The sequence below is a fragment of the Chryseobacterium nepalense genome (assembly GCF_023195755.1).
GTDB lineage: Bacteria > Bacteroidota > Bacteroidia > Flavobacteriales > Weeksellaceae > Chryseobacterium > Chryseobacterium nepalense.
Window position 1 is genome coordinate 1,917,271 of the sequence record NZ_CP096203.1, and the last position, 20,420, is coordinate 1,937,690.

Here is a 20,420-nt window from a genome sequence, read left to right on the forward strand (position 1 = left end):
GCTTCGCTCGCGCCATAATTCAAATTATCCGCATATGAGCCTGTCGAAAACCTTAATAATTTAATGATTATATTCTGTTTTTAGCAAAATAAAAAATAAGAAGTGTCCAGCTGAGGATCATCAAAAGACCTCCAAGCGGGGTGATGGGTCCAAGAAATTTAAGATTCATCCCGAAATAATCCTGCATGCTCAAACCGTAAATACTAAATGAGAAAAGCATAGTGCCGAAAATCATCAGCCATGAAATCCAGTTTTCGGTTTTCGTTTCAAATTTTAAAATGTAACCGGCAATTAACAGGAAAAAGGCAGCGTACATTTGATAGCGTACCCCTGTTTCAAAACTTTCCAGTCTTTCCACAGAAAGGATTTTCTTTAAAGCGTGTGCTCCAAAGGCTCCTAAAATTACGGATAGCATACCGTATACCGCTCCAAAAATTAATGTTATTGTTTTCATTTATAATTTAAAATTTTGAATATTAATGACACGAGTCCGATTCCTATAAAAATCCAGGCAAATTTTTTATTTTGGGCAAAACCTGGATTTTTGGTTACTTTCAGAAATATTCCGAAAGCAAGCATCAATGCAGAGACAATAATTCCAAACATTATTGCGCTCTCAACCTGTTAAATTCAGAGATCACCTCGTGATGGCTTACCGTTTTATCTTTGAAATAGGTAACAAAATACTGCTTTTCTTGTTCTGTAGCTCCCATTTGATTAAGAATATTCAGCAAGTGCATTTTCATATGTCCTTTCTGAATTCCCGTGGTGATCAGAGAGCGTAATGCCCCAAAATTCTGTGCCAGTCCGGATACCGCCAAAATACTCATTAATTCCTGCGCAGAAGGTTTTCCTAACAAAGCCAAAGAAAATTTTACCAAAGGATGAAGATTCGTAAGGCCGCCTACAACCCCCACTGAAATAGGAAGATCAATCCAGAACCGGAAGATTCCGTTATCTGTTGTACAATGCGTTAAAGAAGAATATTTCCCGTTTCTCGCAGCATAAGCGTGTGCACAGGCTTCCGTTGCTCTAAAGTCATTTCCTGTCGCAATAACTACTGCATCTACCCCATTCATGATTCCTTTATTGTGGGTGGTAGCGCGGAAAGGTTCAATTTCAGCAATCGTAACTGCCTGTTTGAACTTCCATGCAAATTCTTCATTGGAAATTCCGCTGTCATCTTTCAGTTCATCAATCCTGCATGACACCTCAGCTCTTACGATACAGTCGGGTGTAAAATTGGAAAGAATATTCATCACAATCTGTAATGAATCTTTTTCTTCCCGGGTAAAATCTTCATTTTCTGCAACCTCCTGCTTCAAGGTCTTCCCGAATTGCTCCAGGCAGGAATTGATAAAATTCGCGCCCATGGAGTCTACCGTATCAAAGCTGGCCTTTAACTGGTAATAATTTGGCATTTCGGAGGTTTTATCAATTAATTTGATATCTAAAATTCCGCCGCCACGTTTCCGCATGTTTGCGGTAATATCTTCCGTAGTTTCAAAAAGTTTTTTCTTTAGCCTAAAGTTGAAAAAATGTAATAATTTATGGGATTCTACGTTAAATATAAAGTGCGTATGGCCAAGTTTTTCTGTGTTGATAATGGTTGTTTTAAAGCCACCTTTATCAATCCAGAATTTTGCTGCTTTGGATGCTGCCGCTACCACAGAACTTTCTTCAACAGCCATAGGCAAAGCCAGCAATTTTCCGTCAATCAGAAAATTCGGGGCTATTCCGTACGGCATATAAAAGTTGGAAATGGTATTTTCAGAAAATTCTTCATGGAGTTTCTGAATTTCGGCATTATTGTTCCAGTATTGCTGTAAAATCTGTTCGTAACTGCGATCGTCACTAAGGTATTCTGAGATAAGCCAATCGATTTTTCGCTGTTTGGAAAGTTTGGAAAAACCTTCAACCGGTTGATGATTCATAGTATATCTTTAAAGAAATGTAAATATAGTGATTTTGTAACTTTCCGTTGTTGATAACTTCAATCGAAAAAGATTGATATTTATCAATTTTGGAGCTAAATTTGAACCATTCATCTTATTCAACTTTAAGATAATCAATTAACAATATGAATTTTGACCGCCTGAAAGAAAAGCTTGAAATCCTTGCTGACGCAGCGAAATACGATGTATCCTGCTCCTCAAGCGGAGGTACGAGAAAAAATAAAAAGGGTGCTTTAGGAGACAGTTCCGTAAGTGGGATATGCCATACTTATACCGAAGACGGTCGTTGTGTTTCACTTTTAAAAATTCTGCTTACCAATCATTGTATTTATGATTGTGCCTATTGTGTTTCCAGAAGTTCGAATGATATCAAAAGAGCAGCTTTTACGGTAGAAGAAGTAGTAGATCTTACCATTAATTTTTACAGAAGAAATTATATCGAAGGGTTGTTTCTTAGCTCAGGGATTTTCAAAAATGCAGACACCACGATGGAACGTCTGGTGAGAGTAGCTAAAAAGCTTCGTCTTGAAGAAAATTTCAATGGTTATATTCATTTAAAATCTATTCCCGGCGCAAGTGATGAGCTGATGCAGGAAGCCGCATTGTATGCAGACCGATTATCCATTAATCTTGAAATCCCCACGGAAAGCGGACTAAAACTTCTCGCTCCTGAAAAAAACCGTCAGGATATGCTGAATCCAATGAAATATATCCAAAACGGAATTGCCCAGTATAAAGATGAAAAGAAGATTTTCAGAAAAGTTCCGAAATTTGCTCCTGCGGGACAGTCTACCCAAATGATCGTGGGGGCAACCAATGAAAACGATCTTCAGATTATTAAAGTAGCGGATCATTTCTATAAAAATTTTAATCTGAAAAGAGTGTATTATTCGGGATATGTTCCGGTTTTGGAAGATAAACGGCTCCCTTCTTTAACGACAGAAGTTCCTATGCTCCGTGAAAACAGGCTTTATCAATCGGATTGGCTGATGCGGTTCTATGGCTTCAAAGCAGAAGAGATCCTTGATCCGAATATGCCTTTCCTCGATCTTGAAATGGATCCGAAAATGAGCTGGGCGCTTAGACACCTTGATCAGTTTCCGGTAAATCTCCAGACTGCCGATTACCAGATGATTTTAAGAATTCCGGGGATTGGTGTAAAAACAGCAAAAAAAATTGTCAGTGCAAGACGTTTCCAGGTTCTTACGATGGATCATCTCAGCAAACTGGGTGCAGCGGTTAACCGCGCCCGGTATTTTATAGATTTTAATGCCGGAAATGCTTATCTAAAATATTTAACAGATAAAAATTTTAGAAAATTATTAATTGGCGGAAGTTCTTCGAAGTTTCATAATCAGTTTTCGCAGCAACTTACTCTTTTTTAAAGACAAATTGCATGAATATTCACAATTAACTCAAAAAATCCTAAACTTTAAAAAGACTAAAACTCTCTCACAAATGACTACCCTACTCTACGATGGCAGTTTCGACGGACTTTTTACCGCAGTATTTGAGATTTTTGAGTACCGCTATAAGGATGTGGAAATTATCAGCAGGGAAAGGTTTCATCAGGAAAATATTTTTGCTGAAATTCACGAAGTAATTACACAAAATGATAAATCTGAAAGAGTTTTAAATAAACTTGAAAAAAATATTGGCAAACAGGGTATTCACGAATTACTTAAAGTATATCTTTCCGAAGATCCGGAAGCAGAACAGCTTATTTTATCGGCCGTAAGACAGTCTATCAAACATCCGGATGAAAATATTCTTCAGAATTATGCTGATGAAGCCATCTTAAAAATATCTAAAATTTGTAAATCCGTAAGTCGGGAACGACACAGAATGACTGCTTTTGTACGATTTGAAAAAATGCAGGATGATGTGTTTTTTGCTAAAATAGACCCCGATTTCAATGTACTTCCGCTGATCAGGAAACATTTTAAAGACCGTTACCAGGATCAGAAATGGATGATCTACGATTTACGCAGAAACTACGGACTCCTCTATGATCTGGAAACCTGCGACTTTTTTTATCCCGATGAAAAAATTGACCTCAATAAATATGAACAGAAATTTCATGATCAGGAAAAAAATTACCAGACATTGTGGCAGCGGTATTTTATAAAAACCAATATTGTTGAAAGAAAAAATTTAAAATTGCATCTTCAGCATGTTCCTAAACGGTACTGGAAATATTTAACGGAAAAATGGTAAATCACATTTTCTGCAGAAATGCTTCATCTTAACACTTTTGCAGGTATTTTCAAACATTCACGTTTTAGACGATTTAAATAATTTATATTCAAAACTCTTCTCAAGTTACTGTTATTATCTGAACTTGTTTTTGTAAATTTGTGTTCGAAACTTTTTACTAGATGAAAGAGAGTGCTGTAAAAAAAATTGCAGTTCTTACCTCAGGAGGTGATGCTCCGGGTATGAATGCAGCATTGAGGGCGGTAGTGCGAACCGCAAATTATTATGATATCGAATGCTACGGAGTAAGAGAAGGCTACAACGGCCTTATAAACGGAGATTTTCTCAAGATGGGTCCCCGTTCCGTAAAAAATATAATCAACCAGGGCGGAACCATTCTAAAATCTGCCAGATCCATGGAGTTTAAAACCAAAGAAGGCCGCCAGAAAGCGTATGACCACTGTGTGAGACTTGGCATTGACGGATTGGTATGTATCGGCGGAGACGGAACTTTTACAGGGGCCAAAATCTTTAATGAAGAATTCGGGATCAGGGTAATTGGTATTCCGGGCACTATTGACAATGATATTTTCGGAACCGATAATACGATTGGCTATGATACCGCCTTAAATACAGCTATGGATGCTATTGACAAAATCCGTGATACGGCAACTTCCCATAACAGAGTTTTCTTTGTGGAAGTAATGGGCCGTGATGCCGGATTTATTGCGCTAAACAGCGGACTGGCAACAGGAGCTCTGGATATTTTAATCCCTGAAAGAAAAGACAGTATTGATGAACTGTTCACCAATTTCAGAAATGCCGAAAAAACGGGAAAAGCTTCTAGTATTGTGGTAGTAGCAGAAGGTGAAAAACTGGCAAATGTTTACGAACTGGCAGAAAAAACAAAGAAGGATTTTCCGGATTACGATATTCGCGTGGCTATTCTGGGACACATGCAGAGAGGAGGTTCTCCAAGCTGTGCAGACAGGGTTTTGGCAAGCAGACTGGGCTACGGCGCGGTAACGGGATTAATGGAAGGAAAAACCAACGTAATGGCCGGAATGCGTTCTAATGATTTGGTATACACACCGATTGAAGAAGCCATTAAAAAACACAATGAAATCAATAAAGACCTTCTTTTGATTTCGAAAATTTTAGCAATCTAATATTTTAATATAATTTAAAACAAACTATTATGTCAACAATTAAAGTAGGTATCAACGGGTTTGGTAGAATCGGACGTCTTGTTTTCAGAGCAATGACAGAAAGAGATAACATTGAAGTGGTAGGAATCAACGACCTGATCAACGCAGAATACATGGCTTACATGTTAAAATACGATTCTGTACACGGTATTTTCCCGGGTGAAGTTTCCGTTGAGGGAAATGACCTTGTGGTAAACGGAAAAAGAATCAGAGTAACTGCCGAGAGAGACCCGAACAACCTAAAATGGAACGAAATCGGTGCCGATTATATCGTTGAATCTACAGGTTTATTCTTAGATAAAGAAAATGCTGCAAAGCACATCAACGCAGGAGCTAAAAAAGTAATCCTTTCTGCTCCTTCTAAAGATGATACGCCAATGTTCGTAATGGGTGTAAACCATACTGAACTTACTGACGATATCAAAATTTTATCAAACGCTTCTTGTACAACAAACTGTTTAGCACCTTTGGCTAAAGTAATCCACGATAACTTTGGAATCGTAGAAGGTTTGATGACTACCGTACACGCTACAACGGCAACTCAAAAAACAGTTGACGGTCCTTCCATGAAAGACTGGAGAGGTGGTAGAGCTGCTTTAAATAACATTATTCCTTCTTCTACTGGTGCTGCAAAAGCGGTAGGAAAAGTAATTCCATCATTAAACGGAAAATTAACAGGGATGTCTTTCAGAGTACCAACTGTTGATGTTTCTGTTGTGGATTTAACGGTAAGATTAGAAAAAGCGACTTCTTACGATGAGATCTGTGCTGCAATCAAAGCTGCTTCTGAAGGTGAATTGAAAGGTATTTTAGGATACACTGAAGATGCTGTTGTTTCTCAAGATTTCGTAGGAGATAAGAGAACTTCAATCTTCGATAAAGATGCCGGTATCATGCTTTCTCCAAACTTTGTAAAACTTGTTTCTTGGTATGACAACGAAATGGGTTACTCAAACAAGTTGGTAGATATGCTGGTGCATGCTGCTTCTTTGTAATTACTGGTAAATCATCAGCAATGAATATAAAAACCTTCCCGCCGGGAAGGTTTTTATATTTTCGGACTGTTTAGTTATCAAGGTCCCAGATAAATCATTAGTTAGTACACTATTTCCCTCCATTATTACTACCTTCATTTCTGGTATTATCATTCTGGTTACTAAAAGCCACATTAATACCAATTCCAAGCCAGCCTTTTCCATTGTATTTCCAGTCATAATTATTTTGATCATTTTTGCTTAAATAATCGAACCCAAACGTAAATCCTACATTGATAGATTTAGTGACATGGACCAAAAGACCTGTATTAATGGTAAAAGCACTCACATTTGTATTATTGCTTCCAGCAGCTTTACTATTTGATTCATCAAGTTTTATACTAGCCAAACCAAAGCCGAGAATAGGCTCAAAAGACAAACCACTCTCAACTTCCCTATTCCATCTGATCTTTGCGCCTAAATTTGCACCAAGATTTACGTTAGCGTCGAAGTTAAAGCTGCTTAAACGAAGTTTAAATGGTATTGTATAAACGCCGACTCTCCAGTCTATTCTATTATACAAAATTTTAGTATTATCTTTAAAATCCTGTAAAGACATTACGTAAATTACCTTAGAATTGTCTTTTTTACTTTCTGCATCATTTACAATCTTATTCTTTTCAAAATCAATGAATTTCCAGAACCTAAAATACACCTTATCGTCTTTTACATTATTCACTATAATTCTATACTTATTGCCATTAACAAGCTCTCTTACCAAATCAATATTCTTTGATTTTGCAGTTTCAGATTTACTCTTGAAACTTCTAAGATCTTCCAAAGAGATATAATTAAAGTAATAATTACCATCTTTCTTAATATAATTTTCCTGCCCGAAGGCCATACCAACGAAAAACATCAGCAACATCAATAAAATTTTTGTTTTCATAATAAATTAATTTGTTATACAAATTTTCAAAATCCATCAACATCAAGAAATTACCCTTTTGTAGTATTTTTAATCCAGTGCAGCTGACAAATTTCAGCTTCTTTTTTCGGCGCAAAACTTGTACTTTTATTCATAATGAAAAACACTATTTTACAGCCCAGGTTCAAAGATCATCCACATTTTAAAGACTTCTGGACAAAAGGCAACGGAAAGCAGCTGATTGACTTTTCCGGTGCAGAAGTAAGTTTTAAAGATTTCGAAGAATTCTCATCTTATTTTTATCACGTGGACGAAACAGGAGATCAAGTTGTAAAAGATATTTATTTCACTAAAAACTTTCGCGAAGCCTCAAAGGAAATGGAGCAGTATATTCGAAACGGCATTTCGGAAGACGAAAACACTCCACAAAGCATTAAACAAATGTTTTTGCAAACGCAAACTATTCCGGAATGGCTGGATTATGGTTTATTAAAAAGCGGTGCCGAACTCTGCATGAGAGCTAACCTGGATTCCCTGATTTCCCTTCGGGATTATTGCTTGATGGGAGGATATGATTTTGCTTACCTTAACAAACCGCTTATCATAACCGAAGCTTTAAAGAAAGGTGCCGTTAAAAGACTTTCCGAAACATTGGATTTCTGGGTAAATGTTACCCGGTACGACGCACTGAAACCCCATCATAAAGGCTATGAGTTTGCGATTAAAACAAGAATGATTCACTCTTACGCAAGACTTTCCATCAGAAAACATTATAAAGATTGGGACACGGAAAATTGGGGAGAACCCATCAACTCCTGGGATATGATGGCCACGTATATTGGATTCAGCCTGGTTTTTCTTCATAGTCTTCATAAGCTGGGCAATGCTTATTCTGCACAGGAAGAACAAGGCCTTTTTCATCTTTGGAAATATGTAGGATACCTTCTGGGAATCCCTGAAAAACTATTACCGGACAATAAAAAACAGGCTACTGAATTTTTCTATATGTGGACATCTATTCAGCCTCCTGCGGATAAAGATTCGGTTCTGCTTGCTCATTCTTTATTAAATGAATCGCTTGAAAATCCTATCTTAAAGTACGAATTTCAAAGAAAGAATCTACGTTATTTACATATTTGCTGCACCTGGTTTTTATTGGACGACGAGGTATGCAAAAGACTCCAGATTCCGGAAGTAAGCGGCAGAAAAGCATTTCCGTTTGCCAAAAAAATGATCAACAAAATTTACAATAGAATAATAAGCCGGGAACTACGAATCCGAAAAGGAAATAAAGACCAGATGAAAGTATTGAAAGATTATCTCAGGATTACCGACAATTCAGTTTTCCATTAGTAAACACCTGATAGTCTTGATGATTCATACATGAAAAGATTAAAAAAAAACAACTTTATCCGGAAATTGAAAAATGAATTACTGTGTTAAAAATTTATCATTTTTTTAACTATAAAAACTGGTTTTAATGGTATGCAATATTAGTTTTTGACTGTAATTTTTTGTATTTTTGATAAATTATTTAAACAACAGATGAGTAATATAGACGACAAGAAAAAAGCACTGGCACTGGTGCTTGACAAGCTAGATAAAACATACGGAAAAGGAACGGTAATGACATTGGGCGACAGCTCTGTGGACAGTACCATTGAAGTAATTCCTTCCGGATCTTTGGGATTAGACATCGCTTTAGGAGTGGGTGGCTACCCGAGGGGAAGAATCATTGAGATCTATGGTCCTGAATCTTCCGGTAAAACAACATTAACTCTTCATGCGATTGCAGAAGCTCAGAAAGCAGGAGGAATTGCCGCATTTATTGATGCAGAGCATGCTTTTGACAGAGGATATGCCGGAAAACTGGGTATCGATCTTGAAAACCTGATCATTTCACAGCCGGACAACGGTGAGCAGGCTTTGGAAATTGCTGATAATCTGATCCGTTCCGGAGCAATTGACATTGTGGTTATTGACTCTGTAGCAGCTCTTACCCCAAAGGCTGAAATTGAAGGAGAAATGGGAGATTCTAAAATGGGTCTTCACGCAAGATTAATGTCTCAGGCTTTGAGAAAATTAACAGCGACGATTTCCAGAACAAAATGTACGGTAATTTTCATCAACCAGCTGAGAGAAAAAATCGGGGTGATGTTTGGGAATCCTGAAACGACAACCGGAGGTAACGCTTTGAAATTTTATGCTTCTGTAAGAGTGGATATCAGAAAAGCAAGTGCGCCAATCAAACAAGGTGACGAAGCTATCGGAAGCCGTGTAAAAGTGAAAATTGTGAAAAACAAAGTAGCACCACCTTTCAAACAGGCAGAATTCGACATTATGTACGGTGAAGGAGTTTCTAAAACAGGGGAAATTCTTGATCAGGCTGTAGAACAGGGAATTGTTAAGAAAAGCGGATCATGGTTCAGCTATGAAGATACAAAACTCGGACAAGGCCGTGATGCAGTAAAAGATGTGTTGAAAGACAATCCTGAACTTGCTGAAGAACTTGAAAATAAAATCAAGGAAGAATTGAAAAACAAATAAGTTTTTTAGTTTTTAAAATATCGAAGACAGTCCGAAAAGGCTGTCTTTTTTATTGTTATCAAAAAAATTATAATCGCAAAATCAAATTATGCCTTTAACTTCTTACTTCTAACATCTCATTTCACTTTACTTTAATGCCAAAATGTCACTTTCTGTCGAACGGTATTTTTTTTGAGAAAGAATACAAAAAATTAAAACTAAATATTATGACTAAAGGAAATATTAATGTATCGGTGGAAAATATTTTTCCCTTAATTAAAAAATTTCTTTACAGTGACCACGAAATCTTCTTAAGAGAGTTAATTTCCAATGCAACAGATGCCACCTTAAAACTAAAACACCTGACAAGCATCGGAGAAGCAAAAGTTGAATACGGAAATCCGAAAATTGAAGTAAAGATCGATAAAGAAAACAAAACTCTTCACATTATCGATCAGGGAATCGGGATGACAGCCGAAGAAGTTGAAAAATACATCAACCAGGTAGCCTTTTCCGGAGCTGAGGAATTTTTAGAAAAATACAAGGACACTGCAAAAGATGCCGGAATTATCGGGCATTTCGGGCTTGGATTCTATTCTGCGTTTATGGTTGCCGAAAAAGTTGAAATTATAACGAAATCCTACAAAGATGAACCTGCAGTTCGATGGATCTGCGACGGCAGTCCGGAATTCACTTTAGAAGAAACAGCTGACAAAACTGAAAGAGGTACAGAAATCATTCTTCATATTGCTGAAGACTCAACAGAGTTTTTAGAAGAAGGTAAGATTCGTGAATTATTATTAAAATATAACAAATTCATGCCTGTTCCTATTAAATTCGGAACAAAAACACACACATTGCCTTTACCGGAAAATGCTCCTGAAGATGCTGTTGCAGAGACAGAAGAAGTTGACAATATCATCAACAATCCGACTCCGGCATGGACAATCGCTCCAAGTGAACTGACTAATGAGGATTACATGAAATTCTATCATGAATTGTATCCGATGCAGTTTGAAGAACCATTGTTTAATATCCACTTAAATGTCGATTATCCGTTCAACCTGACCGGAATTTTATTCTTCCCTAAATTAAATAACAATTTAAATATTGAAAAAGATAAAATCCAGCTGTACCAGAACCAGGTTTTTGTAACGGATGAGGTAAAAGGAATTGTTCCGGATTTCTTAATGCTTCTTCGTGGAGTAATTGATTCTCCGGATATTCCGTTGAATGTTTCTCGTTCATACCTGCAGGCAGACGGTGCGGTAAAGAAAATTTCTTCATACATCACCAAGAAAGTAGCCGACAAAATGTCTTCTCTCATCAATGAAAACCGTGAAGATTATGAAAAGAAATGGAATGACATCAAAGTTGTTATCGAGTATGGAATTGTAACAGAAGAAAAATTTGCAGAAAAGTCTGATAAATTTACGCTCTACCCTACAACGGACGGAAAATATTTCCTTTGGAGTGAATTAGAAGAAAAAATCAAGCCTAATCAAACCGATAAAGACGGTAATCTCATCGTTCTTTACGCTTCTAATGCAGATGAACAGCACAGCTATATTCAGGCAGCAAAAGATAAAGGATATGAAGTCCTTCTTTTAGACTCTCCGATCATTCCGCATGTGATCCAGAAGCTTGAAACGTCAAAAGAGAAGATTTCATTTGCGAGGGTTGACGCAGATCATATTAATAATTTAATCAAAAAAGATGAGCCTGTTATTTCTAAATTGAATGAAACTGAAAAAGAATCATTAAAGAAATATGTTGAAGAATCGATCAATGATAAAAAATTCACTGTTCAGCTTGAAGATTTGGACAGCACAGATGCGCCATTTACGATAACACAGCCGGAATTCATGAGAAGGATGAAGGATATGCAGGCAACGGGCGGCGGCGGTATGTTCGGCATGGGCGGCTTCCCGGAAATGTACAATCTGGTAGTGAACTCCAATAGTGAATTCGCGGATCAAATTCTGAAAGCAGAAAATACAGAAGAAAAAAGCGGACTGATTCAGCATGCTTTGGATCTGGCCAAACTTTCTCAGAATTTATTAAAAGGAAAAGAACTGACAGATTTTATTCAAAGAAGCTATAAGCAGCTGGAGAAATAATACAATGATTTATACTGGTTTCCGGGGCGACTTCGTCGCCCGAAATACAAAGTTTCGGCGGAGCCTTTGGCTCCGCCGAAACTTTTTAACGAAATTTCTATCTTACAATTCCTTCATCGGGTCCCAGAATAATTTTTTAAAATCTTTAATCCTGAAATTTTCGACAACAATTCCTTCCGCTTCGAGTCTTTGCTGAAATTCAGGAACTGACAAAGTTCCTGAACTTGAAATCACACGATGGGCAGGAACATCCGGTGGACATCCTCCCATGGCTTTGCCCACATGCCGTGAATGATTGGGAAAACCTACAGCTTTCGCTATAGCTCCGTAACTTGTTACTCTTCCTTTGGGAACTAGTTTTGAAATTTCCCAGACCTGTTGTTTAAAAACTTCATTCATAATAAAGGATCATCAATCAAAAATAAGAAAATTGTACAACTTCAGGTAATTACTTACCATAGATCAAGATTCAATTTGTTTGTAATTTGTAAATTTAGTACATAATCAAAGTGAATTTAAAAAATATACGGAAACCCGTACATAGTGTGATGAAGTGTTAAGATTGCCTGCAGAAATGCCGGCAATTTTTATTTGCTTTATCTATATCAACATTGCATAATTTTTGAATATCAACATAAAAATATCTGCTATGAAAAAAACATTTTTCCGTTGGCTGAACAAAGTTAATAAAGCCATTCTCCCAAAATTGAGCAATAAAGACCCCAATAAGCTGACCAAGATTCAAAAGGGCATTCTCGCCTACCGGTATTTTGTACTGGTAAATTCCCTGGACTGATTTGCGTGAGGGATATGAAGGGTGCGAGCGAAGCGAGCAGTCTCCTGAGACCGGAACGAAGTGGAGCCCGGAGAAGCCCAACCTGAGCCTTTGGATTGGTCTGGGGAAGGGCACGCCATTATTTGAATGCCTCTTACTGATTTGCAGATTAAGATTTTTAAATAAAAAAACGTCCCAAAAATTGGAACGTTTGTATAAGTTTAAGCTTGAACTTCGAGTTCCAGCTTATGAATTTTCTAAAATGTAAGAGAACATTAAAGGTGCACAGATGGTAGCATCACTTTCAACGATAAATTTCGGTGTGGTAATATCAAGCTTACCCCAAGTAATTTTCTCATTCGGAACCGCTCCTGAATAAGAACCGTAAGAAGTGGTAGAATCTGAGATCTGACAGAAATATGACCAGAACGGAATATCATGCATTTCCATATCCTGGTACAGCATCGGTACAACACAAATTGGGAAATCCCCCGCAATACCTCCACCGATCTGGAAGAAACCTACTCCTTTTCCTGAAGAGTTCTTTGTATACCAGTCTGCAAGATATGCCATATACTCAATCCCTGATTTCATGGTAGAAAATTTAAGTTCTCCTTTAATGCAGTAGGATGCGAAAATATTTCCCATGGTAGAATCTTCCCATCCCGGAACAACAATCGGCAGGTTTTTCTCTGCTGCAGCGATCATCCATGAGTTTTCTCTAGGAATTTCGTAATACTGCTCCAGAACTCCTGAAAGGATCATTTTGTACATATATTCGTGAGGAAAATATCTTTCTCCTTTGTTGTCGGCATCTTTCCAGATTTCATAAATGTGTTTCTGCAGTCTTCTGAAAGCTTCCTCTTCAGGAATACAGGTATCTGTTACCCTATTCAGCCCTCTTTCCAACAGACCCCATTCTTCCTGCGGCGTAAGGTCTCTGTAATGAGGAACTCTTTCATAGTGAGAGTGCGCTACAAGATTCATCAGATCTTCTTCAAGATTGGCTCCTGTACAAGAGATAAAATCTACCTTGTCCTGACGGATCATTTCTGCAAGAATTTTTCCTAATTCTGCCGTAGACATTGCTCCTGCCAGTGTAATCATCATTTTCCCGCCATCCTTAAGATGCGCCACATATCCTTTTGAAGCATCCACCAATGCCGCTGCATTAAAGTGCAGATAATACTTTTCTATGAATTCAGTAATCGGTTTGCTCATTTAATTATTTTTTGCAAAGATAAAACTTAAAAACGGAATGTAGCAGCTGCACTCAAAGAAACTCTGTGTAAACCTTCTTTTTGGTCTTCGCCAAAATCATAGGTAACACCGTTAATTTTCATTTTATTAAGCGTTCCGGCAGTAAGTCCGAGTTTTGGCCCAATCAGAATATTTTTTGTGATCTGGTATTGATAAGCAAAATTAAGTTCGGCTCCTAAATTAGATCCTGTTCCTTTCACATTTGCCGTTTTAGTGCTGTACGAAATTACACCCAAACCTACATCAACGAACATTTTATGCCTGGTCTGCTCAATAAAATTGGAAATCATAACAGCAGGACCGAAAAAATTGATCTGATCTTTTGTCGTTACGGGAAGCGAGACAGGCATATTATTCACATATCCTAAAATATATCCGTCACTCGAAGCGCTGAAGTTGGAATATTTTAACCCGACAGATATAATAGGATTTACCTGATAGTATGCAGAAATATCGAAATTCATTCCGCTTTTTAATCCTTTTACGTATTCTTCTTCCTCTCTGGAAAGTCCCGAAACCGTTTTAGCTGTTCTCCAGGCATATCCTACCGATGGAATAATTGAAAATTTCTGTGCAGATGAAAGCACCGATATAGAAATGAATGCGGCTGCAAAAAGTTTTCTGATCATTAGTTTACTATTTTGGGCGCAAAAATATAGTATTAAGGTGAATTATCCCATAGAAAAGAAAAATTTAACACCCTTCGCAGTCAAACTATAACAGCAGTTGAGTTAATACCTGAATTTCCGGTTCTCTTTTTTATCAGACAGTTTCTTTTTGGTGTCCAGCCGTTTTTGTTTTTGTGATTTTGAAGGTTTTGTAGCGAGCCGCTTTTTTGGAATAATCAGCGCTTGGTTTACAAGCTCGAGAATCTTTTCGATGGCTCTGGTTTTATTCATCAGCTGGGCTCTGGTTTCGGATACCGTTAAAAACAGAAAACCTTCGGCATTGATTCTGTTGTTCAGTTTATGATGAATGCGATCTTTCTGTTCGTCATTAAAAAATCCTGAATCGGAAACTTTCCAGAGAACCGTTACAGAAGTTTCAACCTTATTAACGTTCTGCCCTCCTGCCCCGCTGCTTCGGGAAGTTTTAAAAACAAGTTCTTTTGAAAAATCTTTCATAATTTATCGTATGTGTTAATCGGCTACAGTATGTTTTTTAATTCTATCCTGTTAACCTTCCCATTTGGTGTTCTCGGAATTTTTTCTGTAAAAATAATTTCTTTTGGCCTGTGATAACTTTTTTCAAAAGGTATTTTTGAAATTTTATCAATAATTTCCTTAGATTTTTGTCCTTCGATAATGAGTATCAATTTTTGTCCTAAACTCTCATCTTTCCTTCCTATAAAAACTGCTTCATTTGGGATTTCTTTCTTTACTAAAACTTCCAGCTGTTCCGGAAAAATTTTAGCGCCTCCTGAATTAATTACATTGTCAATTCTTCCTAAAAACCTGAACTGGTTATTATTTTTAATTTCGACTAAATCGTTAGTCTGCAATACTTCTGTAGTAAGATGTGGTGCAAAAATTCCTAAACATCCTCTTTCATCCATGGAAATATTAACATTTTCAAAAGCAGTGAAAAAAGATTCTGAAACCGGATAAATCTGTTTCAGAGCGATATGGGAAAGTGTTTCTGACATTCCGTAAGTTTCAAAAACCCGTTGAGTACTTTTTGATCCGAGTGTTTTGAAAATTTTATCTTTTAAACCTTCCGACACAGCCGCTCCACCAATAATTACATTCTTTATCCAATACAGATGCTCCAATGAATTTTCAACCTGCAGCGGTGTCATGGCACAGAAATCTATTTTTTCATTGATATTCTGCAAAGGTTTTACAGAAGGTTCTGTAACCTTAAGTATTAAATTTTTGACAACAGACCGAACAATCATCATTTTCCCGGAGATGTATTCAACCGGTAGACATAGTAAAGCTTTATCTCCAAATTTTAATCCTAAAAAATTACAGGTCATTTCTGCGGAGGCCATCATTTTTCTTTTCTCAATTTCAAAAATCTTAGGAGTCCCCGTAGATCCGGAAGTCTGTACCGACACCGTTTTTTTATCAGAAAACCATTCTTCTAAAAAAGCATTAACTTTCTTTTCAAATTCGGTTTCGGAGGGTAAATGACTCAGATTGAGATTTTTGAAGTCTATCATCATAATGATCATAAATAAAGGAAGTGTAAATTTAAAAAAAACTTGAAAAAGTTCTTGCAAATAATGAAAAAAGCTGTAAATTTGCACCACTCAAACAGAGAAAGACTCATGGTGTAGCGGTAACACTACTGATTTTGGTTCAGTCATCTGGGGTTCGAATCCCTGTGAGTCTACATAACAGGAGAAATGTTTATCATTTTTCCTGTTTTTGTTTTATCGTTATAATGGTTCAATTAAAGAACTAAACTGATTTGTATATTTACAAAAATCAAATATTATTTTTTCTGAACCGACCGGTAATAATTTCCAATATTAACAGCAACAGAGATTACCAATCCTCTTACAAACGACCAAAATAGAATTTCGTTTACATTATCTTTGGTAAAATCATAATCATTATAAAAATTGATATCAATAAAAAATATTACAATTGATATTGCCAAAGCTCCTAACAGAACAACTCCCGCTCTTCTTAAATTCATTTTAAATTAATTAGTTATAGTTTATCAAAGATCTTCCGGAATAGATATTCCCTTTTTCTTCATGTATTCCAAAAGTCCGTTATATTTTTCTTCGTAATCATTGGTTCCGCACTTATCGGAAATACTGCAAATCTCGGAAGGTTTTATGCCTAAAATGTCGGATATTTTCGTAAGAATTTCCAGATTGATTTTTACTTTTGAATTTTCAATATCAGAATACGCTTTCTGCGATATTCCCATCTCAAAAGCCATATATTCTTGTGTTAAATCCTTACTCCTGCGGATTTTCCTTATGTTTTGACCACATATTTTCATGCCATGCCGTTTTAGTAGTTTTCGGTATATTTTAGAAGGATATCTATTAGCCTTAGACAAAGTTAGTAAATACCTTTGGCAAAACATTATTACGCTACATGATATTTTTATTTATTAAGACTTAGGTTAAAAATTTACAGTAAAACTTTTGTTTTAAGATAAGGATTATCACTTCAGGACAACACCTTAGGAATTATGGAGACGCAAAAATTTAATTATGACAATAATATTGTCAGAGCATTTCTCTATGCTACAATTGCATTCGGTCTGGTAGGTTTTTTACTTGGTCTTACCGCTGCACTTATGCTTTTTTACCCCGAGCTTCCGGAGTTTTTATTTGGAACAGATGACAGCACCATTAAAAGTCTGGCTTCAGGAAATATTCAGGGGTTAATAAATACACAGGGAGCTTTGGGCTTCGGAAGAATCAGAATGCTGCATACAAGCGCTGTTATTTTTGCTTTTGTATGTAACTCTTTTTTCTGTGGAGCATATTACAGCATGCAGCGTTTACTGAAAACAAGAATGTACAGTGACACCCTGTCCTGGCTGCATTTCTGGACATGGCAGATCATGATTGTTTCAGTAGTTATTACTTTCCTGATGGGGATCAATACTTCTAAAGAATATGCAGAACACGAATGGCCTATTGATATTTTAATTACCATCTCATGGGTGATTTTCGGAATTAATATGTTCGGAACCATCGCTAAAAGAAGGGTAAGACACCTTTATGTAGCCATCTGGTTTTATCTGGGGACCTGGATTGCCGTAGCGATGCTGCACATTTTCAATAATCTTGAAGTACCATTATCATTTACTTCATGGAAATCATATTCTATTTACGCAGGTGCTAAAGATGCCTTGGTACAGTGGTGGTATGGTCACAATGCGGTTGCATTTGTACTAACGACACCTGTTTTAGGTTTAATGTATTATTTCTTACCTAAAGCGGCAGACAGACCGGTATTCTCGTATAAATTATCAATTATTCACTTCTGGTCATTGATCTTCGTTTATCTTTGGGCAGGCCCTCACCACCTTCAATATACCGCTTTACCGGCTTGGGCACAAGCGGTGGGAACAGGTTTCTCTATTATGCTTATTGCACCATCCTGGGGAGGTATGCTGAACGGATTACTAACTTTGAGAGGAGCCTGGGATAAAGTAAGAGAAAATCCTATTCTTAAATTCTTCGTTGTTGCAGTAACCTGCTACGGTATGGCAACGTTTGAGGGACCATTATTAGCTACAAAATCTTTAAATAAAATAGGACACTACACCGACTGGGTAATCGGTCACGTACATATCGGGGCTTTGGGATGGAACGGTTTCATGGCATTCGGAATTGTCTATTACCTGATTCCGGTGATGTGGAGAACTCCGCTTTGGTCTAAAAAATTGGCCAACTTGCACTTCTGGCTGGGAACTTTAGGAATTATTTTCTATGCAGTACCAATGTATATCTCCGGATTTACTCAAGGATTAATGTGGAAGCAGTTCAACCCGGACGGAACCTTGGTATGGAAAAACTGGCTGGATACCGTAACGGCAATTATTCCTTATTATAAAATGAGGTTTTTAGGAGGTTTGTTTTATATCTCAGGGGCCATCTTAATGGTTGTCAACGTAATCAAAACGATCAAAGCCGGTTCATTCCAGAAAAATGTTCCTGCAGAAGCACCAGCTTTAGCAAATACAGGAAGCGCAAGAAAAGAAGGCGAAGGACTACACCTTTGGATAGAAAGAACCCCGAGAATTATGGCCATACTGGCATTTATTACCGTTGCAATCGGTGGCCTGGTGGAAATCATTCCTACATTAACATTAAAACAAAGTGTACCAACCATTACTGCCGTAAAACCTTATTCTCCGCTGGAACTGGAAGGAAGAGATTTATATATTCGAGAAGGGTGTAACGCTTGCCACTCCCAGATGATCAGACCGTTCCGTGATGAAATCGTACGATTTGAAGGTAAAAACGGACAATATTCCAAAGCGGGAGAGTTTGTATACGACAGACCATTCCTTTGGGGATCAAAACGAACCGGACCGGATCTTCACAGAGAAGGCGGAAGAAACCCTGATTCATGGCACTTTAAACATATGTACAACCCAAGAATTACTTCAGCAGGTTCTATCATGCCGCGTTTCCCATGGCTGATTACCAACAAATTGGATAAAAAACAGATGGTAGATAAAATGAAACTGATGAAAAATTATTTCGATGTTCCTTATACAAAAGCTGAAATAGATTCCGCCAATCAGTGGGCAGATAACCAGGCAAAAGGTATTGTTAAAAGAATTTATTCTGAAGCCGCAGATGTAAAACAGCAGGTGGAAAAAGACAGAATAGCAAAAGGAGGATCTTTCGTTCCGCTTGAAGACAGAGAAATCGTAGCAATGATTGCCTATCTGCAGAGACTCGGAACAGATATTAAGACCACTCAGATCCAAACCGCAAGTGCAGATAATTAAAATTGATTAGCAATGAAAACAAGAACTCCAATTTCAGTATACATTATTGTAACCATAGGTTTGACAATCATGGCATTCGAAATGTTCGCTCATGATTCAGGATATTTTTCTTCTCCTTTTTTCTGGGGACTGATGCTGATTGCCATTATCCTGCTGCTGATTATGAATTCTATCGGCGACCTCATCGAAAATCAGAATTTCAGCAGACTTTCGGATGAAGAAAAAGCTTTATATATCAAAGAAAAGAGCACACCTTATTTTCAGAAACTATGGAATTCGGCCTTCAAAAAACAGTCTGCTACAGAGGAGAAAGATATTCTTATCGATCATGGATTTGATGGGATTACAGAACTTGACAACGCGCTCCCAAAATGGTGGATCGGGCTTTTCTGGTTCGGATGTATTTTCTGTGCCGTGTATCTTACAGCGTTTTCGTTCACCGAATATGCGCACCCCGAAGCAGAATTAAATCATGAAACCAAAACCATGCTTGCGTCCATTGCTGAATATGAAAAAACAGCTCCGCAAATTAACCTTGAGTCCGCAAAATACAGTGCAGATAATGTAACAGAAGGCCAGGAACTCTTTAAAACCAACTGTGCAACCTGCCACGGAGAAGGGGCAAAAGGAGGTATCGGTCCGAACCTTACTGATAAATACTGGATCAACGTGAAAGAAAAAAGCCTGTTTAAAAATGTGTTCTGGATGCTTGAAAATGGATCACCGAATAATCCTACGATGCGGCCTTTAATCAAAGAAGGAACCATCACCGGAAGAGATGCCGAAAAAATAGCAGCGTACATTTATCACATCAACCAGGAGACCGCTTCCATCACACCAGCGCAGGGAGGTGCAGCTCCTCAGGGCCAGGAAGTACAATGGGAAAACGGAAATGATTAAAAACTTTTAATCTCAACATATTATCTTAAACCATGCCAAGCCCCTTTTTGAATAACTAAACTAACATTTATAAATTCATTTTTGCTAAACCTTTTCAGTAAAGAAAATGAAAAAAAGGGGCTTTTTATAAACACAAAAT

The 20,420-nt window shown here is 37.3% G+C and carries 20 protein-coding genes and 1 tRNA gene; 11 read left to right on the forward strand and 10 right to left on the reverse strand.

Annotation, left to right across the window (positions count from 1 at the left end):
• Nucleotides 1-67: 67 nt before the first annotated feature.
• On the reverse strand, nt 68-454 hold the full coding sequence (locus M0D58_RS08245) for a DUF423 domain-containing protein (protein WP_248394885.1): 387 nt from the start codon (nt 452-454) through the stop codon (nt 68-70).
• A 151-nt stretch (nt 455-605) separates the two neighbouring features.
• On the reverse strand, nt 606-1,934 hold the full coding sequence (locus M0D58_RS08250) for a hydroxymethylglutaryl-CoA reductase, degradative (protein ID WP_248394886.1): 1,329 nt from the start codon (nt 1,932-1,934) through the stop codon (nt 606-608).
• A gap of 146 nt (nt 1,935-2,080) precedes the next feature.
• On the opposite strand from M0D58_RS08250, the gene M0D58_RS08255 reads away from it, so the two are divergent.
• The 4 genes from M0D58_RS08255 (at nt 2,081) to gap (ending at nt 6,354) form a co-directional block, all read left to right on the forward strand.
• Nucleotides 2,081-3,340: a putative DNA modification/repair radical SAM protein gene (locus M0D58_RS08255; protein ID WP_248394887.1), complete on the forward strand. Its 1,260-nt coding sequence runs from the start codon at nt 2,081-2,083 to the stop codon at nt 3,338-3,340.
• Between the two features lie 73 nt (nt 3,341-3,413).
• Nucleotides 3,414-4,172 (forward strand): TIGR03915 family putative DNA repair protein, encoded by a 759-nt coding sequence (locus M0D58_RS08260; protein ID WP_248394888.1) that lies wholly within the window; start codon nt 3,414-3,416, stop codon nt 4,170-4,172.
• Between the two features lie 161 nt (nt 4,173-4,333).
• Nucleotides 4,334-5,320 (forward strand): 6-phosphofructokinase, encoded by a 987-nt coding sequence (pfkA, locus tag M0D58_RS08265; protein ID WP_248394889.1) that lies wholly within the window; start codon nt 4,334-4,336, stop codon nt 5,318-5,320.
• A gap of 29 nt (nt 5,321-5,349) precedes the next feature.
• Nucleotides 5,350-6,354 (forward strand): type I glyceraldehyde-3-phosphate dehydrogenase, encoded by a 1,005-nt coding sequence (gap, locus tag M0D58_RS08270; protein ID WP_248394890.1) that lies wholly within the window; start codon nt 5,350-5,352, stop codon nt 6,352-6,354.
• 109 nt (nt 6,355-6,463) lie between these two features.
• On the opposite strand, the gene M0D58_RS08275 is transcribed toward gap, so the two are convergent.
• Nucleotides 6,464-7,282: a hypothetical protein gene (locus M0D58_RS08275; RefSeq protein WP_248394891.1), complete on the reverse strand. Its 819-nt coding sequence runs from the start codon at nt 7,280-7,282 to the stop codon at nt 6,464-6,466.
• Nucleotides 7,283-7,417: 135 nt separating this feature from the next.
• On the opposite strand from M0D58_RS08275, the gene M0D58_RS08280 reads away from it, so the two are divergent.
• From M0D58_RS08280 to htpG, 3 genes are all read left to right on the forward strand, one after another.
• Nucleotides 7,418-8,614 (forward strand): oxygenase MpaB family protein, encoded by a 1,197-nt coding sequence (locus M0D58_RS08280; protein ID WP_248394892.1) that lies wholly within the window; start codon nt 7,418-7,420, stop codon nt 8,612-8,614.
• 192 nt (nt 8,615-8,806) lie between these two features.
• Nucleotides 8,807-9,808 (forward strand): recombinase RecA, encoded by a 1,002-nt coding sequence (gene recA, locus M0D58_RS08285; protein ID WP_248394893.1) that lies wholly within the window; start codon nt 8,807-8,809, stop codon nt 9,806-9,808.
• A 206-nt stretch (nt 9,809-10,014) separates the two neighbouring features.
• The gene (gene htpG / locus M0D58_RS08290; protein ID WP_248394894.1) at nt 10,015-11,907 is read left to right on the forward strand and encodes a molecular chaperone HtpG; all 1,893 of its coding nucleotides are present in this window, start codon (nt 10,015-10,017) and stop codon (nt 11,905-11,907) included.
• A gap of 102 nt (nt 11,908-12,009) precedes the next feature.
• Here htpG and M0D58_RS08295 read toward each other — a convergent pair whose 3' ends face one another.
• On the reverse strand, nt 12,010-12,306 hold the full coding sequence (locus M0D58_RS08295) for an MGMT family protein (protein ID WP_248394895.1): 297 nt from the start codon (nt 12,304-12,306) through the stop codon (nt 12,010-12,012).
• 250 nt (nt 12,307-12,556) lie between these two features.
• Here M0D58_RS08295 and M0D58_RS08300 point away from each other — a divergent pair, with 250 nt between their 5' ends.
• Nucleotides 12,557-12,703, forward strand: a complete 147-nt coding sequence (locus tag M0D58_RS08300; protein ID WP_248394896.1) for a hypothetical protein — start codon at nt 12,557-12,559, stop codon at nt 12,701-12,703.
• A gap of 225 nt (nt 12,704-12,928) precedes the next feature.
• On the opposite strand, the gene M0D58_RS08305 is transcribed toward M0D58_RS08300, so the two are convergent.
• The 4 genes from M0D58_RS08305 to M0D58_RS08320 all read right to left on the reverse strand — a co-directional run bounded on the left by M0D58_RS08305 (nt 12,929) and on the right by M0D58_RS08320 (nt 16,109).
• On the reverse strand, nt 12,929-13,903 hold the full coding sequence (locus M0D58_RS08305; protein WP_169232222.1) for a deoxyhypusine synthase family protein: 975 nt from the start codon (nt 13,901-13,903) through the stop codon (nt 12,929-12,931).
• A 26-nt stretch (nt 13,904-13,929) separates the two neighbouring features.
• Nucleotides 13,930-14,571, reverse strand: coding sequence for a hypothetical protein (locus M0D58_RS08310; protein WP_248394897.1), 642 nt, complete (start codon nt 14,569-14,571; stop codon nt 13,930-13,932).
• A 102-nt stretch (nt 14,572-14,673) separates the two neighbouring features.
• Entirely contained in the window at nt 14,674-15,066 is a 393-nt protein-coding gene (gene arfB, locus M0D58_RS08315) for an alternative ribosome rescue aminoacyl-tRNA hydrolase ArfB (RefSeq protein ID WP_248394898.1), read from the reverse strand.
• Nucleotides 15,067-15,089: 23 nt separating this feature from the next.
• A complete protein-coding gene (locus tag M0D58_RS08320; RefSeq protein WP_248394899.1) occupies nt 15,090-16,109 on the reverse strand; it encodes an AMP-binding protein in 1,020 nt (339 codons plus the stop codon).
• Between the two features lie 99 nt (nt 16,110-16,208).
• On the opposite strand from M0D58_RS08320, the gene M0D58_RS08325 reads away from it, so the two are divergent.
• Nucleotides 16,209-16,279: transfer RNA gene (locus tag M0D58_RS08325), tRNA-Gln, on the forward strand.
• A gap of 102 nt (nt 16,280-16,381) precedes the next feature.
• Here the strand turns inward: M0D58_RS08325 and M0D58_RS08330 are convergent.
• Both M0D58_RS08330 and M0D58_RS08335 read right to left on the reverse strand, forming a co-directional pair.
• Nucleotides 16,382-16,588 carry a hypothetical protein gene (locus M0D58_RS08330; RefSeq protein ID WP_248394900.1) on the reverse strand — a complete coding sequence of 69 codons (207 nt, stop codon included), beginning with the start codon at nt 16,586-16,588 and terminating at the stop codon, nt 16,382-16,384.
• A 24-nt stretch (nt 16,589-16,612) separates the two neighbouring features.
• Entirely contained in the window at nt 16,613-16,903 is a 291-nt protein-coding gene (locus M0D58_RS08335; protein WP_248394901.1) for a helix-turn-helix domain-containing protein, read from the reverse strand.
• Nucleotides 16,904-17,098: 195 nt separating this feature from the next.
• Between M0D58_RS08335 and ccoN the strand changes: the two genes are divergently transcribed.
• Nucleotides 17,099-19,381, forward strand: a complete 2,283-nt coding sequence (gene ccoN, locus M0D58_RS08340; RefSeq protein WP_248394902.1) for a cytochrome-c oxidase, cbb3-type subunit I — start codon at nt 17,099-17,101, stop codon at nt 19,379-19,381.
• Nucleotides 19,382-19,393: 12 nt separating this feature from the next.
• Nucleotides 19,394-20,281, forward strand: a complete 888-nt coding sequence (locus M0D58_RS08345) for a cbb3-type cytochrome c oxidase N-terminal domain-containing protein (protein ID WP_248394903.1) — start codon at nt 19,394-19,396, stop codon at nt 20,279-20,281.
• Nucleotides 20,282-20,420 lie beyond the last annotated feature (139 nt).